19 protein-coding genes are annotated in these 23,909 nt (G+C 56.8%); 12 read left to right on the forward strand and 7 right to left on the reverse strand.

Going from position 1 to position 23,909, the window contains the following annotated elements:
- Positions 1-4: 4 nt before the first annotated feature.
- On the reverse strand, positions 5-283 hold the full coding sequence (locus VN577_16495) for a hypothetical protein (GenBank protein HWR16424.1): 279 nt from the start codon (positions 281-283) through the stop codon (positions 5-7).
- Between the two features lie 305 nt (positions 284-588).
- Positions 589-1,116 carry a gamma carbonic anhydrase family protein gene (locus VN577_16500; GenBank protein ID HWR16425.1) on the reverse strand — a complete coding sequence of 176 codons (528 nt, stop codon included), beginning with the start codon at positions 1,114-1,116 and terminating at the stop codon, positions 589-591.
- Positions 1,117-1,318: 202 nt separating this feature from the next.
- On the opposite strand from VN577_16500, the gene VN577_16505 reads away from it, so the two are divergent.
- The 4 genes from VN577_16505 (at position 1,319) to VN577_16520 (ending at position 6,827) form a co-directional block, all read left to right on the forward strand.
- Positions 1,319-4,480 carry a TonB-dependent receptor gene (locus VN577_16505; GenBank protein HWR16426.1) on the forward strand — a complete coding sequence of 1,054 codons (3,162 nt, stop codon included), beginning with the start codon at positions 1,319-1,321 and terminating at the stop codon, positions 4,478-4,480.
- Between the two features lie 112 nt (positions 4,481-4,592).
- Complete coding sequence (gene rpsU, locus VN577_16510) at positions 4,593-4,793, forward strand: 30S ribosomal protein S21 (GenBank protein HWR16427.1); 201 nt, start codon at positions 4,593-4,595, stop codon at positions 4,791-4,793.
- Positions 4,794-5,522: 729 nt separating this feature from the next.
- Positions 5,523-6,113, forward strand: a complete 591-nt coding sequence (locus VN577_16515) for a hypothetical protein (GenBank protein HWR16428.1) — start codon at positions 5,523-5,525, stop codon at positions 6,111-6,113.
- A 141-nt stretch (positions 6,114-6,254) separates the two neighbouring features.
- Complete coding sequence (locus VN577_16520; GenBank protein ID HWR16429.1) at positions 6,255-6,827, forward strand: hypothetical protein; 573 nt, start codon at positions 6,255-6,257, stop codon at positions 6,825-6,827.
- A 48-nt stretch (positions 6,828-6,875) separates the two neighbouring features.
- Here VN577_16520 and VN577_16525 read toward each other — a convergent pair whose 3' ends face one another.
- Both VN577_16525 and VN577_16530 read right to left on the reverse strand, forming a co-directional pair.
- Complete coding sequence (locus VN577_16525) at positions 6,876-8,495, reverse strand: DHA2 family efflux MFS transporter permease subunit (GenBank protein HWR16430.1); 1,620 nt, start codon at positions 8,493-8,495, stop codon at positions 6,876-6,878.
- A gap of 174 nt (positions 8,496-8,669) precedes the next feature.
- A complete protein-coding gene (locus VN577_16530) occupies positions 8,670-10,187 on the reverse strand; it encodes an aldehyde dehydrogenase family protein (protein HWR16431.1) in 1,518 nt (505 codons plus the stop codon).
- A 203-nt stretch (positions 10,188-10,390) separates the two neighbouring features.
- On the opposite strand from VN577_16530, the gene VN577_16535 reads away from it, so the two are divergent.
- From VN577_16535 to mreD, 4 genes are all read left to right on the forward strand, one after another.
- The gene (locus VN577_16535) at positions 10,391-11,659 is read left to right on the forward strand and encodes a hypothetical protein (GenBank protein HWR16432.1); all 1,269 of its coding nucleotides are present in this window, start codon (positions 10,391-10,393) and stop codon (positions 11,657-11,659) included.
- 190 nt (positions 11,660-11,849) lie between these two features.
- Positions 11,850-12,911 (forward strand): rod shape-determining protein, encoded by a 1,062-nt coding sequence (locus VN577_16540; protein HWR16433.1) that lies wholly within the window; start codon positions 11,850-11,852, stop codon positions 12,909-12,911.
- A 94-nt stretch (positions 12,912-13,005) separates the two neighbouring features.
- Positions 13,006-14,154 (forward strand): rod shape-determining protein MreC, encoded by a 1,149-nt coding sequence (mreC, locus tag VN577_16545; protein HWR16434.1) that lies wholly within the window; start codon positions 13,006-13,008, stop codon positions 14,152-14,154.
- A complete protein-coding gene (mreD, locus tag VN577_16550) occupies positions 14,154-14,669 on the forward strand; it encodes a rod shape-determining protein MreD (GenBank protein HWR16435.1) in 516 nt (171 codons plus the stop codon). Before mreC ends, mreD begins: the two co-directional genes overlap by 1 nt.
- Before the next feature lie 3 nt (positions 14,670-14,672).
- Here mreD and VN577_16555 read toward each other — a convergent pair whose 3' ends face one another.
- The gene (locus VN577_16555) at positions 14,673-15,101 is read right to left on the reverse strand and encodes a DUF3553 domain-containing protein (GenBank protein ID HWR16436.1); all 429 of its coding nucleotides are present in this window, start codon (positions 15,099-15,101) and stop codon (positions 14,673-14,675) included.
- A 213-nt stretch (positions 15,102-15,314) separates the two neighbouring features.
- On the opposite strand from VN577_16555, the gene mrdA reads away from it, so the two are divergent.
- From mrdA to VN577_16570, 3 genes are all read left to right on the forward strand, one after another.
- A complete protein-coding gene (gene mrdA, locus VN577_16560) occupies positions 15,315-17,411 on the forward strand; it encodes a penicillin-binding protein 2 (protein HWR16437.1) in 2,097 nt (698 codons plus the stop codon).
- A gap of 4 nt (positions 17,412-17,415) precedes the next feature.
- Positions 17,416-18,510 (forward strand): rod shape-determining protein RodA, encoded by a 1,095-nt coding sequence (rodA, locus tag VN577_16565; protein ID HWR16438.1) that lies wholly within the window; start codon positions 17,416-17,418, stop codon positions 18,508-18,510.
- A 451-nt stretch (positions 18,511-18,961) separates the two neighbouring features.
- On the forward strand, positions 18,962-21,949 hold the full coding sequence (locus VN577_16570) for an Rne/Rng family ribonuclease (protein HWR16439.1): 2,988 nt from the start codon (positions 18,962-18,964) through the stop codon (positions 21,947-21,949).
- 54 nt (positions 21,950-22,003) lie between these two features.
- Here the strand turns inward: VN577_16570 and VN577_16575 are convergent, their stop codons facing one another.
- Positions 22,004-22,906: an MBL fold metallo-hydrolase gene (locus VN577_16575; protein HWR16440.1), complete on the reverse strand. Its 903-nt coding sequence runs from the start codon at positions 22,904-22,906 to the stop codon at positions 22,004-22,006.
- Positions 22,907-22,994: 88 nt separating this feature from the next.
- Positions 22,995-23,411, reverse strand: a complete 417-nt coding sequence (locus tag VN577_16580) for a nuclear transport factor 2 family protein (GenBank protein ID HWR16441.1) — start codon at positions 23,409-23,411, stop codon at positions 22,995-22,997.
- 154 nt (positions 23,412-23,565) lie between these two features.
- Between VN577_16580 and VN577_16585 the strand changes: the two genes are divergently transcribed.
- A complete protein-coding gene (locus VN577_16585; protein ID HWR16442.1) occupies positions 23,566-23,859 on the forward strand; it encodes a hypothetical protein in 294 nt (97 codons plus the stop codon).
- Positions 23,860-23,909 lie beyond the last annotated feature (50 nt).

The raw sequence follows: 23,909 nt of genomic DNA on the forward strand, positions 1-23,909 counted from the left end.
AGAATCAGAGTCTGCCGTCGCGTATCCAAGCGCTCACCTCATCAGTTACGGAAAATCCCTGTTGGGGATTAGCTTCGAACCTCGCTCCTAGACTATACGCGTTCACTTCCAGAGGAATGCCGTCGTAGCCTCCGCCATCAAGGAACCCTCGCACATAAAGTTCTGCGAAGCGCGGGATACCAAGTTGGCGATACTGTTCTACGTGAACGAGTTCATGGAAGAGCAGACTTTTCGTAAAGGATTCGTGGGAAACGATGACGTCAGAGAATGTGATCGCCGTCATTCGCGTTTGATCTGGCAAATTTGAGAATCCTAAGTGCCGTAGCATTGGGTAGAACTCCGGATTCCGCACACGTTCGTTCTGAAGCACGAGTACTCTCGCGGACAACACGTCTTCGCGAAAAAAATTGCTCACGACCTTCATCTGCTCTTGTGTCAGAGGAGTCGCTCTATTCCGATACTGCTGTTGTTGATCCGTGATGTACTCAGCCACAAGCTGCGAGACCAAGCCGACTTGTTCTGGTGCTAATTGTGGATCTCCCACGCCTGATTCCTAAACATTGGTGGTTCAGAATTCCTTATTTGTTTCTAGAGACCATTGTTTCGTGTTTCCCTTAAATATTGGTCCCGATACCCCAAATAGTTCCTGCCGTATGTGAGGATCGACGCTTTTTCTTCATCGCTCAACTTGCGGCGGACCTTGCCCGGAGATCCCATTACGAGCGAACCGGGTTCGATGACGACACCCTCGGGGATTAGCGTTCCGGCGGCGACGATGCAATCGGAGCCTACGCGCGCACCGTTCAGGATTACCGCTCCCATCCCGATGAGGCAGCGATCTTCGATCACGCATCCGTGAAGCGTGACGGAGTGGCCAACGGTGACCCAATCGCCGAGGATGACCGGCCACTTGCCAAGCATGCCGTGAAGGACGCTGCAGTCCTGGATGTTGGAGTTGGCACCGATGCGGATCGAGTGCACGTCGCCACGGACGACGGCGCACATCCAGATGCTGGCGTTGTCGCCGAGTTCGACGTCACCGATGACCTGCGCGGACTCGTCGATATAGCAGCCCTGGCCGATGCGCGGCAGCACGCCCTTGTACGGTCTGATCACGATAGCCTTCCTGAACCTTTGAACATATCACGGCAGCGTGTGAGCGCCCAACCGGCGATGGAGCGAATGGCGGTACGCGTGCAAGGCGTCCCGAGGCGGGAACTGAAAAGTTGGATTCAGTGCGGGTTTTGAGACCTACGTAACTGACGGTTTCGCCGGATCGTTGTATCAGTACGGCACACCAATATTTATGGAGTGCTAAATGCTTCGGCGTGTGCTGTTTGCGGTGTGGTTCGCGGTGATGGTTCTGGTATTGCTGATGCCGGAACGGTTGTTCTCGCAGGATGTTTCGACAGGAAGCTTGCGCGTGGAGGTGCAGGACGCGTCGGGCGCGCGGATTGCGAAGGCGAACGTGCTGGTGATCCATGAAGAGACCGGACTGCGAAGGGCGGTGGAAACAGATGAGGATGGAAGGTGCCGGGCGTCGGTGCTGGTACCGGGAAGTTATAGGGTACGGATCGAGTCACAGGGGATGGCGCCGGTGGAGGTGAGCTCCGTCGTGGTGGAGTTGGGAGCTGAAACAGACCTGCAACTGACGATGCGAGTGGCGGGGACGCATGAAGCGGTGACGGTCTCCGATACGGCTCCGGAGGTGAAGACGCGTTCGGGTGAGAACGCCGAAGTGGTGGACCAGAAGAGCATTGCCGAACTTCCGCTGAATGGACGACGGTTTAGTGATTTGGCGCTACTGGTGCCGGGAGTGGTGGCCGATCCTCGGGGGATGACATCGGCTTCGAACGGAGATTTGTCGTCGGGAGGCATACGAGGATTTCAGTCGAGCTACCTCGTGGATGGAGCAGACAACAACAATTCTTTCTTTGCGCAGGCGCGAGGAAGGTATCGGGCACCGTATCAATTTTCCAACGAGGTGGTGCAGGAATTTCGGGTGAACACGAACAACTACGGGGCGGAACTGGGACGTGCGGGCGCAGCCGTGGTGAACGTGGTGACGAAATCGGGTTCGAACGAACTGCACGGAAAGCTCTTCTATTTCCTGCGCGATAGCACGTTCGGCGCGAAGCCTGCGTTTCTGGATTTCAAACCCGAAGATCAACAGCACCAGTTCGGCGTCACCGTCGGCGGGCCGATCCGAAAGAACCGGGCCTTCTTCTTTGCAGGATTAGACCAGCACATATTCAAGGTTCCGAGCGTAGTGCGGTTCGGTACGGGAACGGCGAGCGTGGTTCCCGGCGTCGGGGACTATGAAGTCAGTGATCGCGACCTGGTGTTTCTCGCTTCGGATGCGCTGAACAAGATGGCGGGAAACTTCGAGTCGAGGTTGATTGGGAATGCCGGCTTTGGGAAGTTGGATCTGGTGCTGTCGCCGACGAATTTGCTCTCTGCCCGCGTGAGTACGTCGCGTTATTACGGTGACAACAACGTGTTCTTCGATCCAGCGAGCCCGGTCACGAACTACGCGATTACGGAGAACGGCGAGGAAGACGTGAGCACGGTCAGCGCAGTTGCATCGTTGACCAGCGGCATTACGCGAGCCATCACGAACAGCTTGCGATTTCAGTACTCACGCGACTGGCAGGCGTCCACGCCGAACGCGAGTTTTGCGCGGACACAGATTGATGGCGTGATCGAGGGTTTTGGCCGGTCGCTGATCCTGCCGCGTAATACACATGAGTCGAAACTGCACCTGGCGGATTCGATCAGCGTGGATGGGCGGAACCACTCCTGGAAGTTTGGAGGGGACTTCGTCCGGACGAAGATCTACAACTACTTTCCTCTCCAATTCGGCGGGGGATACATATTCGACACGATCCGCGTGAACCCGTTCACGTTTGCGCCGGAGACGTATGGATTGCACCTAAGTCCGTTGCGTGCGTATGCGCACATGGTGCCGCGGTATTACATGCAAAACTTCGGGGATTCGGAATCGCATCCGGACACCAACGAATATGCATTGTTTGCGCAGGACTCGATGCGGATTGGGCCGGTGGGAATTACGTTTGGCGTGCGCTACGACCGGCAGAGGTTCCGATCGGACAGGTTGAAGCAGAGTCCGCTGTGGCCGGGTGCAGGCAGGGTGCCGAGCGACGGCAACAACATCGCTCCGAGAATTGGATTTGCGTACGCGCTTGGTGATGACCGTCCGCTTATGTTCCGTGGCGGCTGGGGAGTGTTTTATACGCGAATCCCGTCGATCTATACATCTTCTGTGGAGACGCAGAACGGGCTGAGCCGGACTCATCTGTTCCTCGACAATGCGGACTTCTACGACCGGCAAGTATTTCCGGTTTATCCGAATCCGATTGCCGAGTGTCCGTTGGGCGTGAAGACGTGCGCGCCTCCGGAGAGTATCGCCGGCAACATGACGAGCGAGGTGTCGGCGTTCGGCAATGGATTCCAGACTCCCTTCGTGCAGCAGGCGACGATCAGCATGGAGCGCGAAGTGGTGGACAAGGTGTACGTCAGCGGATCGTACCTGTATACGCATGGCGAACACCTGATTCGCGCGAGAGACGTGAACCTGCCGGCGCCGGTGCGGGTGAGCTATCCGGTGTTCGATGAGGACGGCACCGAGTTTCTCGGCGCCTACTACGATGTGGATTCGTTCACGACGTGGGAGTTTGCAAAGACATCCACATGTACGTTCCCGCCCTGTGCAGGACGATTGCAGCGACCCGTGTCGCAACTGGGAGCCATCAATGTTTTCGAGAGTGCCGCGACGAGTATTTATCACGGCGCGACGATTTCGGTGAAACGACGGATGAGTAAGGGCCTGTTCTTCCGGGTGGCGTACACATGGGGACAGGCCATCGACGATGGACAGGACGCGTTGGCAGCAGGCCGTCCCGCGGTCGTGCAGAACTCCTACGCGACAAAATCGGAGCGGGGATGGAGCAGTGTGGACCAAAGACAGCGCTGGGTGGGCGCGTGGACATGGCAGCCGCGCGTGTCGAAGGGGAACCGCTTCAAGGTGTTCGTGAATAACTGGAAGTTGTCGAACATGTTCACGTATGGAAGTGGGCGGCCAGTGAATGCGCGAATCGTGGGAGATGCGAATCGCGACGGCAATACGAGCAATGATCGGTTGCCGGGGTATTCAAGGAACTCGTTCCTGGGGCCGGATTACATGACGTCGGATTTTCGTGTTTCTAGGACCTTCCGATTTTCCGAGCGGGCGAAGGTCGAACTTCTAGCTGAATTCTTCAACATGTTCAACCGCGACAACAAGCGAGTGGAACTCAGCGATGACGGATTCGACAATTCGGCCGCGAGCTTTGTTCCGGAAGACACAGTGGTGAACGCGAAGCATTTTCCGGCGCAGTATCGGAAGCTAGATGGATTCCTGGTGCCGAAGAACGCCTATGCGCCTCGGCAGGTACAATTCGCGGTCCGATTTTACTACTGAGGATTAAGGTCGTATCAAAGTGAGAATATTACTGAAACTGCTTGACTTGTGGGCAGTTCCCGCAAAAGATAGATGAGGTGCCCGACGTGGGCTAGTTAGGTGGTGTTTCAGTTTGGCAGAAGTACGGGTCCAGGAGGGCGAATCGTTAGAGAACGCTCTTCGGCGCTTCAAGCGCAAGGTTCAGCAGGAAGACATCATTAAGGAAGTCAAGAGACACTCCTTCTACCTGAAGCCGGGCGAAAAGAAACGCGTTAAGGAAGCCGTCGCACGCAAGCGCAGCCGCAAGAAAGCGCGTAAGGAGCAAAGCGACTAGGCAAGAGTTATCAACAAATCGGGGCCGCTATTCAATCTCCCCCAAAGCGGCCCCTTCACTATTTCTGGCCGCGGCTTTGCGGCATAGTTAATACGAATTCATCAGCAGTCTGCAGTTTGCATTTATACGGCTTTATTCGAGTCAGGGCTTCCGCCCAGGGTCGAAAACAGGGAACCTTAACCTCGGCGGTACCGGATCTTGGTGCATAAGGCGGGGTGTAGTCGTATGCCCGGATGACGTGCCGCGAGGGGCGCGGGGTTGAAGGGAGCATATGGAATTCCAGGACAAGGTTTTAAAGTGCGTAGACTGCGGGTCCGACTTCGTATTCACAGCGGGGGAACAGCTTTTCTTCCACGATAAGCAGTTCAAGAACGAGCCAAAACGCTGCAAGGCGTGCAAAGCGAAACGAGCTTCAGCATTGGGTATCTCGACGCCCGGCTCGTATCCAAAGGTTGAAACCAGGACGAGTTGTTCCCAGTGCGGCAAGGAAACCACGGTTCCCTTTAAGCCCACGCAGGGGCGTCCAGTGTTTTGCCGTGAATGCTTCCAGCAGAAGCGGGCGACTGCAGCGACAGCATAAGCAGCAGGCTGGCAGGTCTCCATCCAGGTTCAGTGGTTTGCGCTCAAGGTGTGGTAGCCGTGGGCGCAAACCCAGTCTTCCGACCGGCGCCTTTGGCGTTCTCCTTTTTCCAGCATTGAGCTTCTTCCATCCCTGATAATGAAGAACATATGTCCCTTCTGGACCGGCTTTTTCCCCGTCAACGAATCACTATCGAAGATCAACTCGCAACTTTGGCGGAGTGTGGCATCCGTCTGAGTCCCGAATTCGGGGTTGATAATTTGCTGGAGTTCTTTCCTCGCGAAAAGTTCGAGTTGAGCAAATATGCCGGGCTGGTGATCACGATGGGTGGCGAGTGGAAGGACGGCCGACCGTTATCTGATAACGTCTGGCACCTGGATACGGAATGCATCGAGTCGCCGGGTGACTATGCGTTTATAGCCAAGCGGATGAAAAATCTCGCCCAGGGGGAATTGGCGATCGAGAACATTCGTGACAGGGTGGACATCGAAAACGGCGATGCCTGGGTGGAGTTTGACTTAAATGGCGAGACGATCCATTGGGGAGCACGAGTGGATCGGGATTGGATTGATCCGGCGATTTTGTCCCATTTCTGTGCACTCCTGGAAGCGCAGGGTGGCATGCGCCGCTTCACGTACATGGATTTGAAAGGCCAGGACTGTGTTCTCGGCTGTGCAACCGAGGAAGAACTAAGGCGCCTTCGCAAGGAAACAGGGTTGAGGTTCACCTGGCTGGCGTAAACGCCTGGCACGAGTAAGGGTTCAGGGCCCCGGCGTCCATAAAAATACTACTTCGGTCACCTCCAAAGCCGAGTAGAAGCATCCAAACTGGGGTTCAACCATTCAGCCACTTCGGGGACATATCCACAATCTGGAGGAAGTATGAAGTTGAAAGTCTTGTGTTTCGTGTTGGCTGCGAGCATGGTTGCATTCGGTCAGGGTCGAGGCGGCGGCCGTCCGTCGGGATCGATGGGAAGCGGCAATGCCGGAGGCATGGGCCAAAGTGGCATGGGCCAGAGTGGCATGGGTCAGAGCGGGATGGACCACGGCGGGATGGGTATGCCGGGGTCGACTACCCATGGAAATCGGCCTGACATGCAGCAAGCTGGCGAACATCAGAACACCAATGTAGGCAAGCAGTCCCCGGACACGATTCTCAGCAAAGACACCAAGCTGAGTTCCAATCTCGAGAAGCTGCTTCCGTCCGGTACCACGGCACAGCAGGCGTGCTCGGGTTACAGGAATCTAGGACAGTGCGTTGCGGCGATCCACGTTTCGAATAACCTGGGGATCCCGTTTGCTGACCTCAAGGCGAAAACAACCGGAAGCTCCTCGTTAGAACTCGGCAAAGCAATTCACGAACTGAAGCCCGAAGCGGATGCCAAGGCAGAAATGAAGAAGGCAAAGTCGCAGGCGAAGACGGACCTGAGCACGGCCAGCAATCCCGGTCAATAAGCAACGACAACTCAGTTGTGAGAGAGGCAGACGATTGTCTGCCTCTTTTTACATGTGCACGAGTTCCGGTTCCGGCGCTTCTTTCGAGACCGGCTTGGTATGAGGCGACCGCCCGAGTGATTGCAGCAATCTTGAGCGCTTTCGCGGGTTATGCAGCAACAAAACGAGCGGGACAACAGCGAAGGAGATCATCGCCATGATCCAGAAGGCTTCCACGAACGAGAGCATCGTGGCCTGCCGTTGGACCAAGCCGTAGAGGGCCCCGAGTGCCTGTCGCGAAGCAGTGTAGGCGTCCGAACCGCGCGACATGAACCAGAGTTTCATCTGCTCGAGCATGGTTTGCGTTTCAACGTCCCAAGCAGGAAGCTTTTCTACCAACCGGCTTTGATGTAACTGCGTGCGGCGGGACACAAAGGTCATCATCAGAGCCACGCCAAAGCTGCCGCCGATGTTGCGCATCAGGTTGAAGATCGCGGTGGCGTTTCCCATCCGGTCCTTGGGAATGTGCGAGATGGCGGACGCGGCGAGCGGGACGAAGGTGCAGCTCATGCCTACACCCTGAAGGACCTGGGGCCAGAAGATGTCCCAATAGCCCGCATAGAGGTTTAGCTGCGAGAGCTGCCAGGTGGTGAAGCCACTCATTGCGAGGCCAAACCCAAGGATCTTGCGGGGATCCCACTTTCCGGTGAGAACACCAACGAGCGGAGTGAACAGGAGCGCGCCGATGCCGCGAGGCGACAGGGCAAGCCCGGACTGCAGGGCGGGATAGTTCAGGAGTGTCTGCAAGTAGATGGGCAGGAGTACGAGGCTTCCGTAAAGGACGAAAGCCACAACGGTCATGAGGGTGACACCCGTCGCGAAGGTGCGGTCTTTCAGGGCGCGCAGATCGACGATCGGATGAGCCGCCGTGAGTTCACGGATGACCATGCCAACCAAACCGATCACGCATATCGTGGCGTAAATCTGGATGGAGTGGGAGGCAAACCAGTCATTCTTCTGGCCAGTGTCGAGGACAATCTGAAGGCATCCGAAACCGAGGGCTAGAAAAATGATTCCGGGTACGTCGATCTTGCCCTTTGGGCGCTTGAGGTAGGGAGGATCCCAGACGAAGGTTCCCATCATGACGAGGGATAGAACTCCGACGGGGACATTGATGAAGAAGATCCAGCGCCAGCTATAGGAGTCGGTGATCCATCCTCCGAGAGTTGGTCCAATGATAGGTGCGAGAAGGATGCCGATGGAATATGCCGCCATCGCGTGACCGTGCTTTTCGGGTGGGAAGCTCTCGAGCATGGTGGCTTGGGCCAAGGGGACCATGCCGCCTCCGGTAACACCCTGGAGGATACGGAAGAAGATGAGCGACTCGAGGCTGGTGGCGAGCCCGCACAGCAGCGAGGTGATAGAGAATCCGGCGACGCAGAAAAGGAGCATGCGACGACGGCCGAAGAAACTTGCCAGCCATCCCGACATCGGCAGGATGATGGCATTGGAAACAAGGTAAGAGGTGACCACCCACGTGCCCTCGTCAACGGACGCGGAGAGGTTTCCGGAAATGTGAGGGATGGATACGTTGACGACGGTGGTGTCGAGAACTTCCATGAACGTCGCCAGCATGACCGACCAGGTGACGAGCCATGGATTTACGTGTCTGTAGTTGTCTTCGGACACCTTCGTTTGACGTAAACGCTAGCTCGCAGCCGGATTCACGGCAGTGATGGAAAGACTACAGCCGCGTGATATGCGACAGGTATGGAACCTGACGGGAAGTAGCGGCGGGAAGAAAAGAGCGCAAACGCAAAAAAGCCTGGCAGTGGCTGCCAGGCTATAACAAAAACGTTACAACTATTCGGGCCGGTCGATCTGGGCCTTTTGGAGTTTGTCGGAGTAATCGACGTAAACGGCCTTCCATTCGCAGAAGAAGTCGAGTGCGCCGATACCGCCCTCGCGATGGCCGTTGCCGGTCTGCTTCACGCCTCCGAACGGGAGGTGAACTTCCGCGCCAATCGTCGGGGCGTTCACGTAGGTGATGCCTGCTTCGAGGTCGCGAACGGCTTTGAAGGCACGGTTCACGTCCTTGGTGTAGATGGCAGACGACAGGCCGTACTTGATGTCGTTAGCGATTGCGATGGCCTCGTCCATGTCATTGCAGGGAATAATTGAGACGACAGGGCCAAAAATCTCTTCCTGGGCAATGCGCATTTTCCGATCGACATCGCCGAAGACGGTCGGCTCAAGGAACCAGCCATGCGCGTACGCACCGTCCGAGAGACGGTTGCCGCCGGTCAGGAGTTTCGCGCCTTCCTTCTTGCCGATCTCGATGTAGCTGAGGTCGGTATTCAGTTGCGCTTCGTTCACCGCAGGGCCCATGTCTACTGACTCATCCAGTCCATTGCCGATCTTCAGTTTCTTAGCGCGGCGGACAAGTTCTTCCACGAACTGTTTGTAGATGCCTTTCTGCACGATGATGCGGCTGGTGGCGGTGCAGCGCTGGCCGGTGGTGCCGAACGCGCCCCACAACGCACCTTCGAGAGCGAGATCGAGGTTGGCGTCGTCGAGGACGATCATCGGGTTCTTGCCGCCGAGTTCGAGCGAGCAGCGCTTAAAGGTCTGCGCGCACTCGGCACCGACAATCTTGCCGACTTCCGAGGATCCGGTCAGGGAGATGGCACGGACATCAGGATGCTGGGTGAGCGGCGTGCCGACCTGGGACCCGGTTCCGGCGACGATGTTCACAACGCCTCTGGGAACGCCTGCGTCGGTGAGCGCAGAGACAAAGTTGAATACTGAGAGCGGCGTATCCTGTGCGGGCTTAATGACCGCTGTGTTCCCGGCCACAAGGGCAGGGAAGAGCTTCCAGGAAGGGATCGCCATGGGGAAGTTCCACGGCGTGATCATGCCGCAGACTCCCAGGGGCTGCTTCACGCACATTGCGAACTTGTTGGGAAGTTCGGATGGCGTGGTGTGGCCGAACATCCGGCGACCTTCACCGGCGAAGTAGTAGCCGGTATCGATGGCTTCCTGGGTATCGCCGCGAGTCTCCTTGATGACCTTGCCCATCTCGCGAGTCATGTCGCGAGAGAACTCTTCTTTCTTCTTTTCCAGAATGCGCGAGGCTTCGTAAAGCATCTCGGCACGGCGCGGAGCGGGAAAGAGACGCCACTTGGCGAACGCGCGCTTCGCGGCGTCGACGGCGGCATCCACGTCTTCTTTACCGGATTTCTGGAAAACGCCGACGATTTCACGGGTATCGGCTGGGTTGCGGTTTTCGAAGGTCTGTCCTGTACGCGACTCGACCCACTCGCCGTCTATGTAGTTTTTGTAGGTTTTAGTGCTGGTACTGCGAATGGCATCGGTAGCCATAGTTTCCTCCGGGGGTAAATCCAAACTCACTATCGTATCTGGCAGGGCAACAGTGGGCAACTGAGTCAAAATCGGGAATTCGGAAGGCTTAGTACCAAACGTGTAATCGCACAGTGCAAAACTAGTACCATCTGCCTATTGCGAGTACCTCTCAATGTGTTAACTTACGGGCGAACCTTAGAACAGCCAAAACACAACGGTCCGTGCCCCCAAAAGACCACAGCCCGAAGATCCAGATTGGATGGACGACAGTCACGTATCGAAGCGTGCTGATGCTCATTCTTTTGGTGGTTGCGGCGATCAGCTTTGCGAGCTATCTGGTTTTCCCTGAACCCACGAAGAAAGTGGCCCAGAAACTATGGGATATGACCGGCGGAAAGCTAGCCAATGTGGGCGACAAGGGGCCGGCGACGGGGCAGCAGCAGGCGAGCTTCACGCTTATTGAAGGTACGGTCAAGGTAAAGAAGGCCAGCAACAATACCTGGGTGAATGCGGATTACCAGCTACCGCTCGAGAAGGGCGACGTAATCCAGACGAGTTCGGAGGGCCTGGCGAAGGTCGTCTTCCCGGACGGAACCAATTACAACGTCAAACAGGATTCGCTGATCGTGATCGAGGAGAACTCGGCCAACGACCAGGCGCAGACGAATGTAGCCGTCCAGTTGACGACAGGTACCGTGGACCTTTCGACGGGGGCTTATTCGCAGGGTTCGAAGTCACAGGTGATTGTGGCCGGTGCGACGGCGACCTTCTCGCGAGATTCATCAGCGATGGTTCGGAATGATCCGCGAGCAGACCAGCACGAAGTGTTGGTGAAGCGAGGCGAAGGTCAGGTTTCTCGCGGGAACGAGACAGTGAAACTGACCGAGTACGAGCAGGTTTCGTTCAAGGCAGAATCTCCGCGAATGACGAAGGAGAAGCAGATCGCGCCTCCAACGTTGATTTCGCCAGGGAACATGTTGCCGATTTTCCTCGGCGATCCCAAGGCTCCCGTACAGTTCTCCTGGTCGCCGGTTACTTCCAGCATCGAGTACCGGGTGAGGATTTCCCGAAACCCGTATTTTTCGTCTACGGTTTACGACAAAACCCTGAGTGGTACGGATACGCAAGTAGCGGGTCTGGGTGAGGGCGCGTTTTACTGGATGGTGCAGTCGCAGGACATCAACGGGCGGATGTCCATAGAAAGCGAGAAGAACCGGTTTACGGTGATACGGAAGGGGCCGGAGAGTGTCTCCATTCCCCTTGACCTGGGTGCAATGGTCCAGCACGGACATGTCATTGAGATTAAGGGAAAGACCGAAGCCAATGCGCGGGTCATGGTGAACGGACAAGAGGTGCCGGTGGTCGGCGGCGATGGTAGCTTCCAGTACTTCACGCCTCCGCTGCCGAATGGCGAGAACTTGATCACGATTACGGCGCAGAATACACATGGCGGCGTAAAGACGGTCCAAAAGAAAGTAGTAATTCAGTAGGGCTCGTGCCGCGCAGCCGGGGAATTTTCTGGCATGATGAGGAAAGCGGGATTGAAGCCTCGGCAGAGACAGGCAGACGGCGGTACTAGGACTTCGGTTCCAACAGGTATCCATATACATCTAATAGAATCAGAGTGGCTGATTGTCCTGATCCAATCAAACACCCTGGCAAGAGAGTAGAAGTACACGTATGTCATCGAACGGATTCGGCGGTAGCTCGCGGTTCCACAACTTGCGGTCGCTCTTCAGCGTTTTTTCCAGCGATTTAGCCATCGATCTCGGCACGGCAAACACGCTGGTGTATGCCAAGGGCAAAGGCATCGTTGTGAATGAACCTTCCATCGTTGCGATCAACAAGAACACAGGCGAAGTAGAAGCGGTGGGCAAAGAGGCCAAGGAGATGCTGGGCCGCACGCCTGGTAACATCGTCGCCATCAAGCCGATGAAGGACGGTGTGATCGCCGACTTCAAGGTGACGGAAAAGATGTTGAATTACTTCATCCAGAAGGCGCACAACCGCAAGATGCTGGTGCATCCGCGAATTGTGATCGGCGTGCCTTCGGAAATTACGCAGGTGGAAAAGCGCGCCGTGATGGACAGCGCGTATCGCGCGAAGGCGAGCGAAGTTCATCTCGTCGAGCAGGCGATGGTGGCGGCGATCGGTGCAGGACTGCCGATCACTGAGCCCAGCGGCAATATGGTCGTCGACATCGGTGGCGGCACCACGGATATCGCCGTTATTTCGTTGAGCGGCATTGTTTATTCGCGCTCGGTGCGCATGGCCGGCAACCAGATGGACGAAGCCGTCATGAACTACCTGAAGCGTAAGTACAACCTGCTGATCGGCGAGCGCACGGCGGAGCAGATCAAGATGGAGATCGGCTCAGCGTATCCGCTGGACAAGCCGCTAACCATGGAAATCAAAGGCCGCAACCTCATCGAGGGCGTGCCGAAGTCCATCACCATCGACGACAGTGAGATTCGAGAAGCGCTCAGCGAGTGCGTCGCGACCATCATGAATGCCATTCGCGTGGCACTGGAACGTACGCCTCCAGAGCTTTCCGCCGACATCAGCGATCGCGGCATCGTGCTTACCGGCGGTGGCGCACTGTTGAAGAATCTCGATAAGCGTATTCGCGAGGAAACGGGACTACCGGTGTCGATCGCCGATGATCCGCTCGCAAGTGTTGTTCTTGGAACGGGCAAGATGCTCAGCGACTTCAAGTTGCTGAGAAAGATCTCGATCGAGTAGCGAAGTATCCAGTAGCCAGTACCCAGTTTCAGTCGCTGGCTACTGGATCAAGATTCGACTGATCTATCGGGAATGGTTTACTGGCTACTGCTTTATGGAAAACGTCATCAGCCGAGTTCGTAATACAGCCAACCTCATTGTGCTGATGGTGGTAATTCTTCTCCAGATCATCGGACTGGCAGTACAGGTCCAACGTCCCTCGGAAGGTGGCAGCACCCGGTTGATTCGGGTGTGGGCCATATCCATCGTTACGCCCCTGACGCGGAGTATCGTTCACACGGAAAATTGGTTCTCCACCAAGTGGCACGATTATGTGTGGCTACGTGGAGTCCGGCAGGAGAACGAGGACCTCCGCAATGAAATCGTGCAGATGAAGATGCGCGAGATACGCCTGGTGGAGGATGCGAACCAGGCCAGGCGGCTTCAACTCCTACTTGGGTTTAAGCAGCAATACATCGCGAAGACGGTCGCGGCACAGGTGATATCCACCACCGGTTCGGAGTTCTCGCGTGCCGTTTACATCGACAAGGGAGCGAAAGACGGACTCGCCGCGGACATGCCGGTGGTTTCTCCGGAAGGAGTGGTGGGCAAAATCCTAAGGGTTTTCCCATCGACATCTCTGGTGTTGCTGATCAATGATCCGACGAGTGGTGCCGGCGTGATTCTTGAGAAGTCGCGCTTGCAAGGAATCGTTAAAGGAAGCCCGAACGCAAACGGTTCCATCGTGATGCGGAACGTGATGGCCGATGAAAAGGTGGAAGTCGGCGATCGCATCCTGACGAGCGGCGGCGATCGCGTGTTCCCGAAAGGCATGCTGGTGGGAACCGTGGCCGCGGCGGCACCCGGACAGGACTTCTTCCTCAACATCAAGGTGAAGCCCGCGGCTGCGATCACACGTCTGGAAGAAGTGCTGGTTATCACGAAGGTAGAAGACCGGGCGCCGGAGGCCGTGGCGACCGATAACCCGATACGTGCGATCGACGTACTTGCGGAGCGTTTGCCAACCGTTGCCCCTCCACCGCCGAAGCCGGATGCCGCCAGTCCGGGAACTGCCGTGACAGGAACGACTGCTGCGACCGGAGCGACGAAGCCTAAACCTGCCAGTACCAATCCGAATCCAGAACTGAATCCGGCTGTAAAACCCGCACCTGCGCAGGCACAAGGTGCCGAAAAAGCCAAGACGGTTAAACAGGCGCAGACTGCCAAGCCTGAGGAAGTCGAGCCGAAGGACACGCCCCGCTAGTGACGATCGCGAACCCAAGGACAGAACGGATCGAGGTTTACCGGTTTAATCCGTTTGTGACCGTGCTGGTGGTCTTGCTTGCGCTTATCCTGCAGGCATTCCTTCCGGTCAAGTTGCACTTCTTCAGCGCCTTCGACCTGCCTCTTATTATCACGATCTTCTTTGCGGTGGCGCGGCGGAGCCAGATATCCGGATGCCTTACAGGAGCTGTAATCGGGATACTGCAGGACAGCCTGGCACACCAGCCGCTGGGAGTGTTTGGGATTGCCAAGTCAGTGATCGGCTACGCGGCGTCGTCACTCGGTGCGAAGATCGACGTGGAGAATCCCGGGTCGCGTCTACTGATGACAGCAGGCTTCTACCTGGTGCATGAGGCCATTTACATGGCGATTGCACGCGGCCTGGTAAATATGGACCGGCAGTGGATGTGGGGTCACGAACTGCGCAATGCGGTTGCGAATGCCGTCCTGGCGATCGTGATCTTCGCGATTCTCGACAAGTTCAAGCAGCAGTAAGCGCTACGCCAATTCCTGCATATTGATGATCCGCCCGTAGATTGCCTTCGTGATCTGCTGCGCAATTTCTTTGGCCTGAGTGTTTTCGGGTTGGTGGGCGAAGCGCAGCAGGTTCCGAGCAGTTCCGTTGGTCAGGTATCCGAACTTTCGGAGGTCGCTGACGACGTGGAGGGCCGTCGACTCCCCCGTAGAGCCGTACCACTGGTCGCAGTACTTGCGGATGGCGTTGACATCGACCTTGGCAACCTGGGAGATTTCGCCGCCCAGTTTGTGGGCGGCCTGCCCCTCGGCAGGCTGGAGTTTGACATACGACAAGTTGATCGTCTTGCGACCGGCGTGCTCGAAAAGAATGGTGGCGACATTTCCTTCGGTGGAGAGGATTTCGCCAATGCCCCACTCGGGCTTCGCGGGATGGGTGACCTTGGGGTTCAAGGGAAGAAGGTAAGTTCGATTGGAAGCCGCCGTCAAGGGGAGGTGGCTGGGTACCCAAAGGATTAAGGCTTTCGCCGCGATGGCAGGAACTCAGAAACTGCTAAACTGATTGACAGGATTCCCCCTCCGCAAAGCGTTGTACACAGCCGAAACGGTTCGCGACGGTCCGCGGTGGGCCGCATCTAAGTCAATAAGCAGAGCTGGCCTGAGAACATGGTTTTTGGCCGTGAAGAAAAAGTCTCTCCGATCCGGATCACGGCGGTCCAATACCTCATCCTTGCCGTTTTTCTTGTATTGGGATTTGGACTCTGGCGCCTTCAGGTAGCCGGCACCGATTACTACGTGAGTCTTGCAGAGAGGAACCGGGTACGAACGGTTCCGATCCTTGCGCCGCGCGGCAAAATCCTTGACCGCGAAGGCCGTGTAATCGTCGACAACTATCCGTCTTTCTCGGCACTGTTGTTACGCGATCAAACGCGCGATTTAACCGCGGACGTAGACAAGATCGCGGCCGGATTGCACATGGATCCCGACGAAGTGCGGGACCGTATCCAGAAGTTTCGCAACACTCCGCAATACCAACCGCTGTTCCTGAAGGACGACATCACACCCGACGAACTGGCGTTCATCGAATCCCATCGCAATGAGATTCCTGAACTGGACACGATCATGGCTCACCGGCGCTTGTATCCGAAGAACGGATTCATGGCGCACGTGATCGGGTATGTGGGTGAAGTCAGCGAAGACATGCTGAACATGCCGGCGTTCGAGTTCTATAAACCTGGCGATATCGTGGGCAAGTCTGGCGTGGAGCAGTTTTATAACGACATCCTGATGGGCAAAGACGGGTCGCGGCGTGAAGTGGTGGATAGCCGTGGACGCGTGGTTGGCAAGATGGACGAAGTGCCCGCGGTTCCGGGCAAGCAGCTTCGGTTGACGATCGATCTCGACCTGCAGATTGCGGCAGAACAGGCGCTAGAAGGGAAGAAAGGTGCGATCGTCGCGATGAATCCGAAGACCGGCGAGATTCTCGCGATGGTGAGCCGCCCGACTTTCGATCCAAACCAGTTCGCGGTGCGCTTGACCAAGCAGTACTGGAACCAGTTGGTGACCGACGACGGCAAGCCGCTGATGAATAAAGCCATCCAGGCACAGTTGGCGCCAGGATCGGTATTCAAGATCATCATGGCGACGGCCGGCACGCAGGAAGGTATCACGCAGAACCTGCATGTGAACTGCGGTGGCGGAGCAAATTTCTACGGACGCTATTTCAAATGCTGGGTCGTCGCAGAGCATCGCACACACGGCGTTGTGGACCTGCCAAAGGGTATCTACCAGTCGTGCGACGTTTACTTCTACACACTCGCCGAACGTCTGGGCATCGGACGGATCGCGAAATGGTCAACCGCTCTCGGACTGGGGCAACGGACCAACGTTGATCTCCCGCAAGAAGTTTCGGGAGTCATGCCATCGGAAGAGTGGAAGATCCGCAACTTCAAGCAGAAGTGGTATGCGGGTGAAACGATCTCCGTTGGCATTGGCCAGGGAGCGGTGGCGACGACGCCCATCCAACTGATGCGCGCGATTGGCGCTATCACGATGGAAGGAAAGCTGGTGCGTCCGCACGTGGTGACGTTCGATAACCTGCCGGAAAACGTCCGCGGCCATTACAAGGAGATTGCGGCGAGAGTTCCGGAAGCTACCACTGTGCCGATCGATCCCCAGAACTGGGAACTCATCACCGACGCCATGACTGAAGTGGTGAACCCGATTGGAACTGCGCCAAGCGCTCATCTGAACGGAATCGATTTCGGCGGAAAAACGGGATCGGCGCAGACGATCAGTAACGCAGCTCTGGCCAAGCTCAGCGGCGATAGGTCGCGGTTCAAAGACAACGGCTGGTTCGTGGGCGTGGCGCCAAGGCGTAACCCGGATATTGTTGTCTCCGTTCTCATCGAGCAGGGAGAACACGGCTACCTTGCCGCCAGAACCGCGGCGCAGGTCATTAAGGCATTCGTGGAAAAGGAACGCAAGATTCAGCAGAACGTGGCTTACGCGGTGCCTCCGGGCTACGTTCCAAAGCAGCCGAAGCCTGCTGCCGACAAGCAAGTTGCGCCGGCAACAACGACGCCTGCTCCTGCCACAGCAACTCCAGCGGCGAAACTCAAGGCCGAGGACGTTGAGATTGCCGGTGTGTGGTCGCAGAGACTGGACAACGAACAAGACGCCATGGGTAGCGGACGCTTCCGGGTTACGCCGGATGCAAAGCCGAAAAAGCGAGTTACCGCAGCGCCGGGGATGACCCCGTAAATCAATGCAGAGATACATTTCATTACGCGATTTCGATTGGGTGCTACTGACTTTCGTACTGGCGATATGCTCGCTCGGTGTGGTTGAGATCTACTCTGCCACCCTGCATACGAAATTTGTGGGCGTTCACGTTAAGCAGATCTACTGGATCATCTTCGGTCTGGTGGTGATGTTCATCGCAAGCCGGGTGAACTACCAGGCACTGCTGGAAAACGTGCCATGGATGTACGTGCTCAGTATCATCGCGCTGCTGGCGGTGTTCGTATTTGGCCAGAAGTATTTGGGTGCGAGGCGCTGGATCCGCATCGGCGGCAGCACGCACTTTCAACCCTCGGAATGGGTCAAGCTAGTTCTGATTCTTGCGATGGCAAAGTACTTCGCCGATAACCAGTTCCGAGACATGACACTGCGCGACCTGATCAAAGCGGGTTCGATTGTCGGAGTGCCGTTCATGCTGGTGCTGGTGCAACCGGACCTCGGGACGGCCCTGACCTATGTGCCGATCGCGGTGATGGGTTTGTTCCTGGGCGGAATGAAGTTTCGGCACGCGGCTTTGATCCTGATACTGGCTGCCATCGTTGCCGTGCCTGCTTATCACTACGGGCTGAAGCAGTATCAGAAGGACCGGATCCGCACTTTCATCGATCCTGACGTCGATCCACAGCATAAGGGGTACCAGAGTATTCAATCCCAGATCGCGGTTGGATCCGGCGGAATCTGGGGCAAGGGGACGACGAAAGGCTCGCAAACACAGGGTCTTTTCCTGCCTGTGACTCACACCGACTTCATCTTTGCCGCATTCTCGGAAGAACACGGTTTTGTGGGTGCGGTGGGGGTGTTACTGCTATACTTTATGGTGCTGATGCGGTTGATCCAGAACGCTCAGACGGCACCAGACCGTGCCGGAGCGTTCGTGGTGATGGGTGTGGTAGCGATATTCGCGTTCCATATTCTGGTCAACATCGGCATGGTGGTCGGCTTTATGCCGGTCGTCGGGATTCCCCTGCCGTTGATGAGTTATGGCGGGTCGTCTATCCTGTTCATGTTTCTCGCGCTCGGAATCGTTATGAACGTCCGCATGCGGCGATTCGTGAATTAAGTATTCCCAGGAATTACCTCCACGGATGTGGAGTTGAAGATCAAGATTACGCAACCCTCACGTGACGAGGGAACAAGCCGGCAATAAGTTGCCGGGAAGGATTGAAGCAAGAGCTTCCCTGGCGGGAAGTGGGACGCAACCGAGGCGGGTAACGGCCCCCCGGTCAAACCAGAAGCACTGTGGGGTGATTCTGAGTTTGGCTTGAGAGAGCGGTCACAGACCTCGATTGACGTAAGGTGCGAAAGATTCCGAAGATTCGTCCAAGGAGTGCGCCCGACCAACGACTACACGGGCGCGGTCATCACCAACCAGGCGCGGGATTGATCCGCGCAAGGGCTGTTGTGTTTGACCTGCACTTTCTTTTCTTGCCGATTGTCCTTCCTGACAACTCCGTGGTGTGAACCACATGCCGGTAATAGCCGTTCTCCCAGGGGACGGCGCCGGAGAATGAATGTCTAAAGAATTGTTTGTCTCTTCCACGCCACACCAAACCAAGGTGGCGCTCGTGGAAAATGACCTGATTTCCGAGGTCTATTTCGAACGAGAGAATGAGTACACACTAGCCGGGTCGATCTACAAAGGCCGGGTAACCCGCGTATTGCCGGGAATGCAGTCCGCGTTCGTGGATATAGGCCTCGAACGAGACGCCTTCCTATATGTTTCCGACTTCTTCGAAATGGAAGATGACGATGAGGCAATCGAGCCGATCCCAACCGCTCCCATTGCCAAACCTTTTGAGCTGAAACCAAGCGAACCGCAACAGCGGGGAGACTCCTTTGACACATCGTCCGTGTTCGAGGGTGGGTTCTCGGATGAGGGTGAGAATGGTGCAGCCGAACGCAACGGCACCGCAAGCGAAGAACGCCAGGAAAACGGCGGTGGCCGCAGGTGGCGAGGACGCAGGCGTCGGCGTGGTGGCCGCGATCGTGGATTCCCGGAGTCGAAGTTCGCTCCTGCTGAGGAGGAATCCAAAGAGCAGGAAGTGGAAGCGGCAGAGGAGCCGGTTGCAGAGGTGGCGCGGCCGGAAGAAGGCTCCGAGCAGCCGGCCTATAAGCCGATCATTCTGCCCGGTGAGTCGATTGCAAAGTTTAATCGCAAGCCCGACCAGCAGACCGAGTCGGCAGCTTCGACCGAGGGTACACAGCAGGAACCGGAAGAAGAACGCCCGAGCGAGCGCTCCGCTGACCGACGCTCGCGCTTTTCGCGTGATCGGGACCGTAGACCGCGAGGATTTGCTCCGCGTGGCCGAGGGTTCGAGCGCGATCGGACCGAAGAGGAACCCGATCGTCCGTACGCTCCGATCATGCTTCCGGGAGAAAGCATTTCGAAGTACCGGAACCTTCAACATCAGGAAGCCGAAGCCCCCGCTGAGTCGGGCGAGAGTTCGGAAACTGTGCAGGAGGAGATGCCGCACGAGTATCACGACGCTGTTGTCGGGTCTGCGGAGTTCGAGGATGTGCATCGTGAGGCAGCAGCCCACGACGAAGAAATTGAAGAAACTCCCAAGGATTCCATGATCGCCCCGGTTGTTGAGGAAGAGGAAGTTGAAGCGACGCATGTGAATCCCGCAACAGTGGAATCGGCTGAGGAAGAGGCGGCTCCGAATAAGGAACAGGAAGATCGCTTCGAACAGATGAACGTCGCTTCCGTTTTCGGAGGAGCTGCCACCGAAACAGAAGAAGACTCTGGTGTTCAGGGAGAGCACGACGAGGAAGAGGCGCAAGAGATTTCAGCCGCAGCCTCTCCAGTCGAACAAGCGCCGGAAACCGACGAAGAAGACACCGCTGCGAAGCCAAGTTATCGGGAAGCTCCCGAAGGCGCGTTCGAAGAAGAAGAGTTCGATGCGGACGAAGAAGACGACCTGCCGCATCCGACGGAAGCCTTTTACGAGCCCGAGGATTACGAGGAGCTGGAAGAAGAAACTCTGGAACCGATGGAGCAGGCAGCCAAGGAATTAGTTGAAGCCATGGCTGAGACTGGCGCCATTCACGAGATCAGCGGCGGATACCAAGGTGAAGAAACAAACGGCGAAAATGAGGACGAAGAACTCGACGAGATCGAAAACGCCGCTTACGCCGAAATTGGCGAGCCTGAGAACGCGCACGCCGAACTGCGTGGACCTTCCGGAACGGCAGGATTCCAGCAGCGCCCGGCGCGTCCGGAGTTTGATCGTCGTGGTGGCCGGGGGCGGCGTGGACGCCGTATGGGACGCGGGGCACCGCGCCGTGAGCAGTCACGTCCCCAGGTCCTGATTTCGGAAGTTCTGAAGGAAGGGCAGGAAGTCCTGATCCAGATCGCGAAAGAGCCGATCGGGAAGAAGGGTGCCCGTATCACGAGTCACATTGCGCTGCCGGGCCGATTCCTGGTGTACATGCCGACGGTGAACCACGTTGGCGTGTCGCGGAAAATCAATTCCGATGAAGAGCGCATGCGCTTGAAGCGGATCGTCATCAGCGAACGCGAGAACGGACACGGCGGCTTCATCGTAAGGACGGCGGCTGCCGGAATCAGCGAAGAAGATCTACGAAACGATATCCGATTCCTGAAGAGCCTCTGGCACGACATCCGTACACGAGCGGACAACAGCAAGTCGCCCTCGCTGATTTATCACGACCTGAACCTGGTGGAGCGCACCATGCGCGACCTGGTGACGGAAGACTTCACGGCGATCTGGGCGGACACCGAACAGGAATACGAGCGCATCAACCGGTTCGTGGCTCGGTTCCAGCCAAGCCTCGTACGGCGCGTAAAGCTGTATACGAAGGACACACCGCTCTTTGAGCAGTTCGGTCTCGATGCCGAAATCAATAAGGCGCTGAAATCGAAGGTGTGGTTGAAGAGTGGCGGCTACATCGTCATCAATCAGACCGAAGCGCTGGTGGCCATCGACATCAACACCGGCAAGTATGTCGGGAAGACGTCGCGGCTTGAAGACACGATCTTCAAGACGAACGTGGACGCAATTAAGGAAATCGTCCGCCAGATCCGCCTGCGCGATCTTGGCGGCATTATCGTGATTGACTTCATCGACATGGACGAGCGCAAGAACCGCCAGAAGGTGATGCAAGCGCTTGAAGAGGAGATGAAGACTGACCGCGCACCATCGAAGGTGTTGCAGTTCAACGACTTCGGGCTGGTGGCGATTACCCGTAAGCGCGTGAAGCAGTCGCTGGAACGCACGCTCGGAACACCATGTCCGTACTGCACCGGTAATGGTTATGTGAAGTCGCCTTCGACAGTTTGCAACGAGATTTACGTCGAGATGCGCAAGATGGCGAAGCAGTTCGAAAGCGATATCCTGCTCCGCGTGAATCCGGAAGTTGCGAAGGCGCTCAAGGCGAACAACGGGCGCTGGCTGATGGAAATGGAAGAGCTTACCGGACAGAACATCCTGGTGAAGTCCGATGCCACTCTCCACCAGGAACAGTTCGACATGTAGTCTGAAAGAGACCGAACAGAAGGCCGCGACCTCTCGCGGCCTTTTTCTTGCAGGTCAAGCAGCGCGGCGGCGCTTCCATAGGACGCCAGCTCCGATCGCTCCCGCGGTCGCCACGCCCACGGTAATCCACTTGACGGGATCCGGAGCCGGAGGCGGTATATACACCGGCCCGGTGTGATCGGCCTTAGCGGGCTGATTTACATAGCGCCCTTTCACCGGTTGCGGCCATTCGGTGGCCAGACGCCGCAGTCCTTCACGCGCAGCAGCCCCGAACATCGGTTCTCCATGCCCGGCACCGATGACCTCAGGATCGAGTTCCGACAGCCGCGCTACCGAGTCATAAGCCGCTTCCCAGTCGCAGGTGTAATAAGTCGGTGGAACTGAAACTTCCGGCTTCATCGTAAGAACCGCAAAGGCAGAGGCCTGATTGACGGTGGCGAAGGCGTCGCCAGCGAGGAGCACACGATCCGCCGGCCTGAAGAATGAAATGTGCCCGGGTGTATGGCCGGGCGTCTCGTAGACGGTCCAGCCTTCCATGCCGGGAACCGCGGTCATCGGAAGCTCTCGCATGTGTTCGGAGAAATCGTAATTGCGATTCGGGAAGAACCGAACCATGTTAGCCATGAACCCGCCTACAGTTGGATCTGGCGGCGGATACTTGGCACGTCCGGTAAGGTACGGAAGCTCAAGACGGTGCGCGCAAATCGGAATGTCCCAATGTCTCGCCAACTGTCCTGCCGAGCCTGCATGATCGAAATGGCCATGCGTGAGCACGATGCATTCGGGCCGTGCACCTAGCCCGAAACGCTGTTCGGCGATGTTACGGATTCGATCATGATTTCCTTCGGTGCCGGCGTCCAAAAGAGTCCATCGCTGAGGGCCGCCAACGATGTAACAGTTGCCGATCTTTACCGGAATGCGGACGACGTCGTGCGCAATTGTTCTAACGCTGTTCATGTTGTACCTGTTCTTGTTGGTTCCGGGGATAGATGCGAACGGGAGGCGAGGAGCAGTCTACGTTTTTGATTTGGAATGAAAACGATGGCTAGTCGGCGGAAACCGAGAAGTGCTCGTGCACAATTCGGAGTTTGTGATCGGAGTCGACAAGGAAAACCTGCGTAGCCCGCCCGTGCTGGATGTCTTCTTCCACGGCGTTACCGGCTCCGGCCGCAATCCGGTTGGCATGAAACTGGAATGTGTAACTCGCGACCGCCGCATCATCGGATAGAAGTTGAACTTCAATGTAGCCAACCTGAACGCGGACACTCGACTGCTTGTCAAAGTATTCGCGTTTGCGGCGGGCGACGGCGAGGCGTCCAGGTTCAGAGCGAGCCGAAGAGGAAGCAAACACCGACGCGTCGGGAGCGTAGAACTCCTCCAGCAGGTCGGATGCCTTCGAGGTGAACACATTCCAGAAACGAGTCACCTCGGCACGCACTTCGTCGATGGACAGACTCGACATTGGCAGGAAAGTAACGTACGTCGGAGTCATCGGCAAGCGTTATTGGCTGCCTTTAGGTTACGATTGACACAGCTGCAGGATGCAACGAAAGTGAGGGGACAGGCCTTCTAACAGGGGGCCCGGTTCTCCGCTTCCGGGTATCGGGAGAGAATGAATGGTGAATTGGAAGAAGGCAGTCGTTGTGGGGTCTGTTGCGGCAGGAGCGCTCTTGTTGATCAAAGGACGGCGCGCACCCGGAGCAGCACTTACCACGGTGGGTTTGGTTGTGTTGGCGTCCGAATATCCCGAGCAGTTCGAACAGTTCTGGGATAATGCCCCTGACTACATCTCGCGTGGGGCGCAGATATTCTCAACGGTACAGAAAATCGCAGAACGCTTCGCCGATGAAGCCCAGCGGCATGGCGTCTCCGGCGCCCTTCGGGAAGTCGGGTCCGAGTACATGGGCTAGGTGCGATCTCTCAACAGACTATGAGCGGGCGTGGTAATCCACGCCCGTTG

This window comes from Terriglobales bacterium, from assembly GCA_035561515.1.
Classification (GTDB): Bacteria; Acidobacteriota; Terriglobia; order Terriglobales; family Acidobacteriaceae; genus DATMXP01.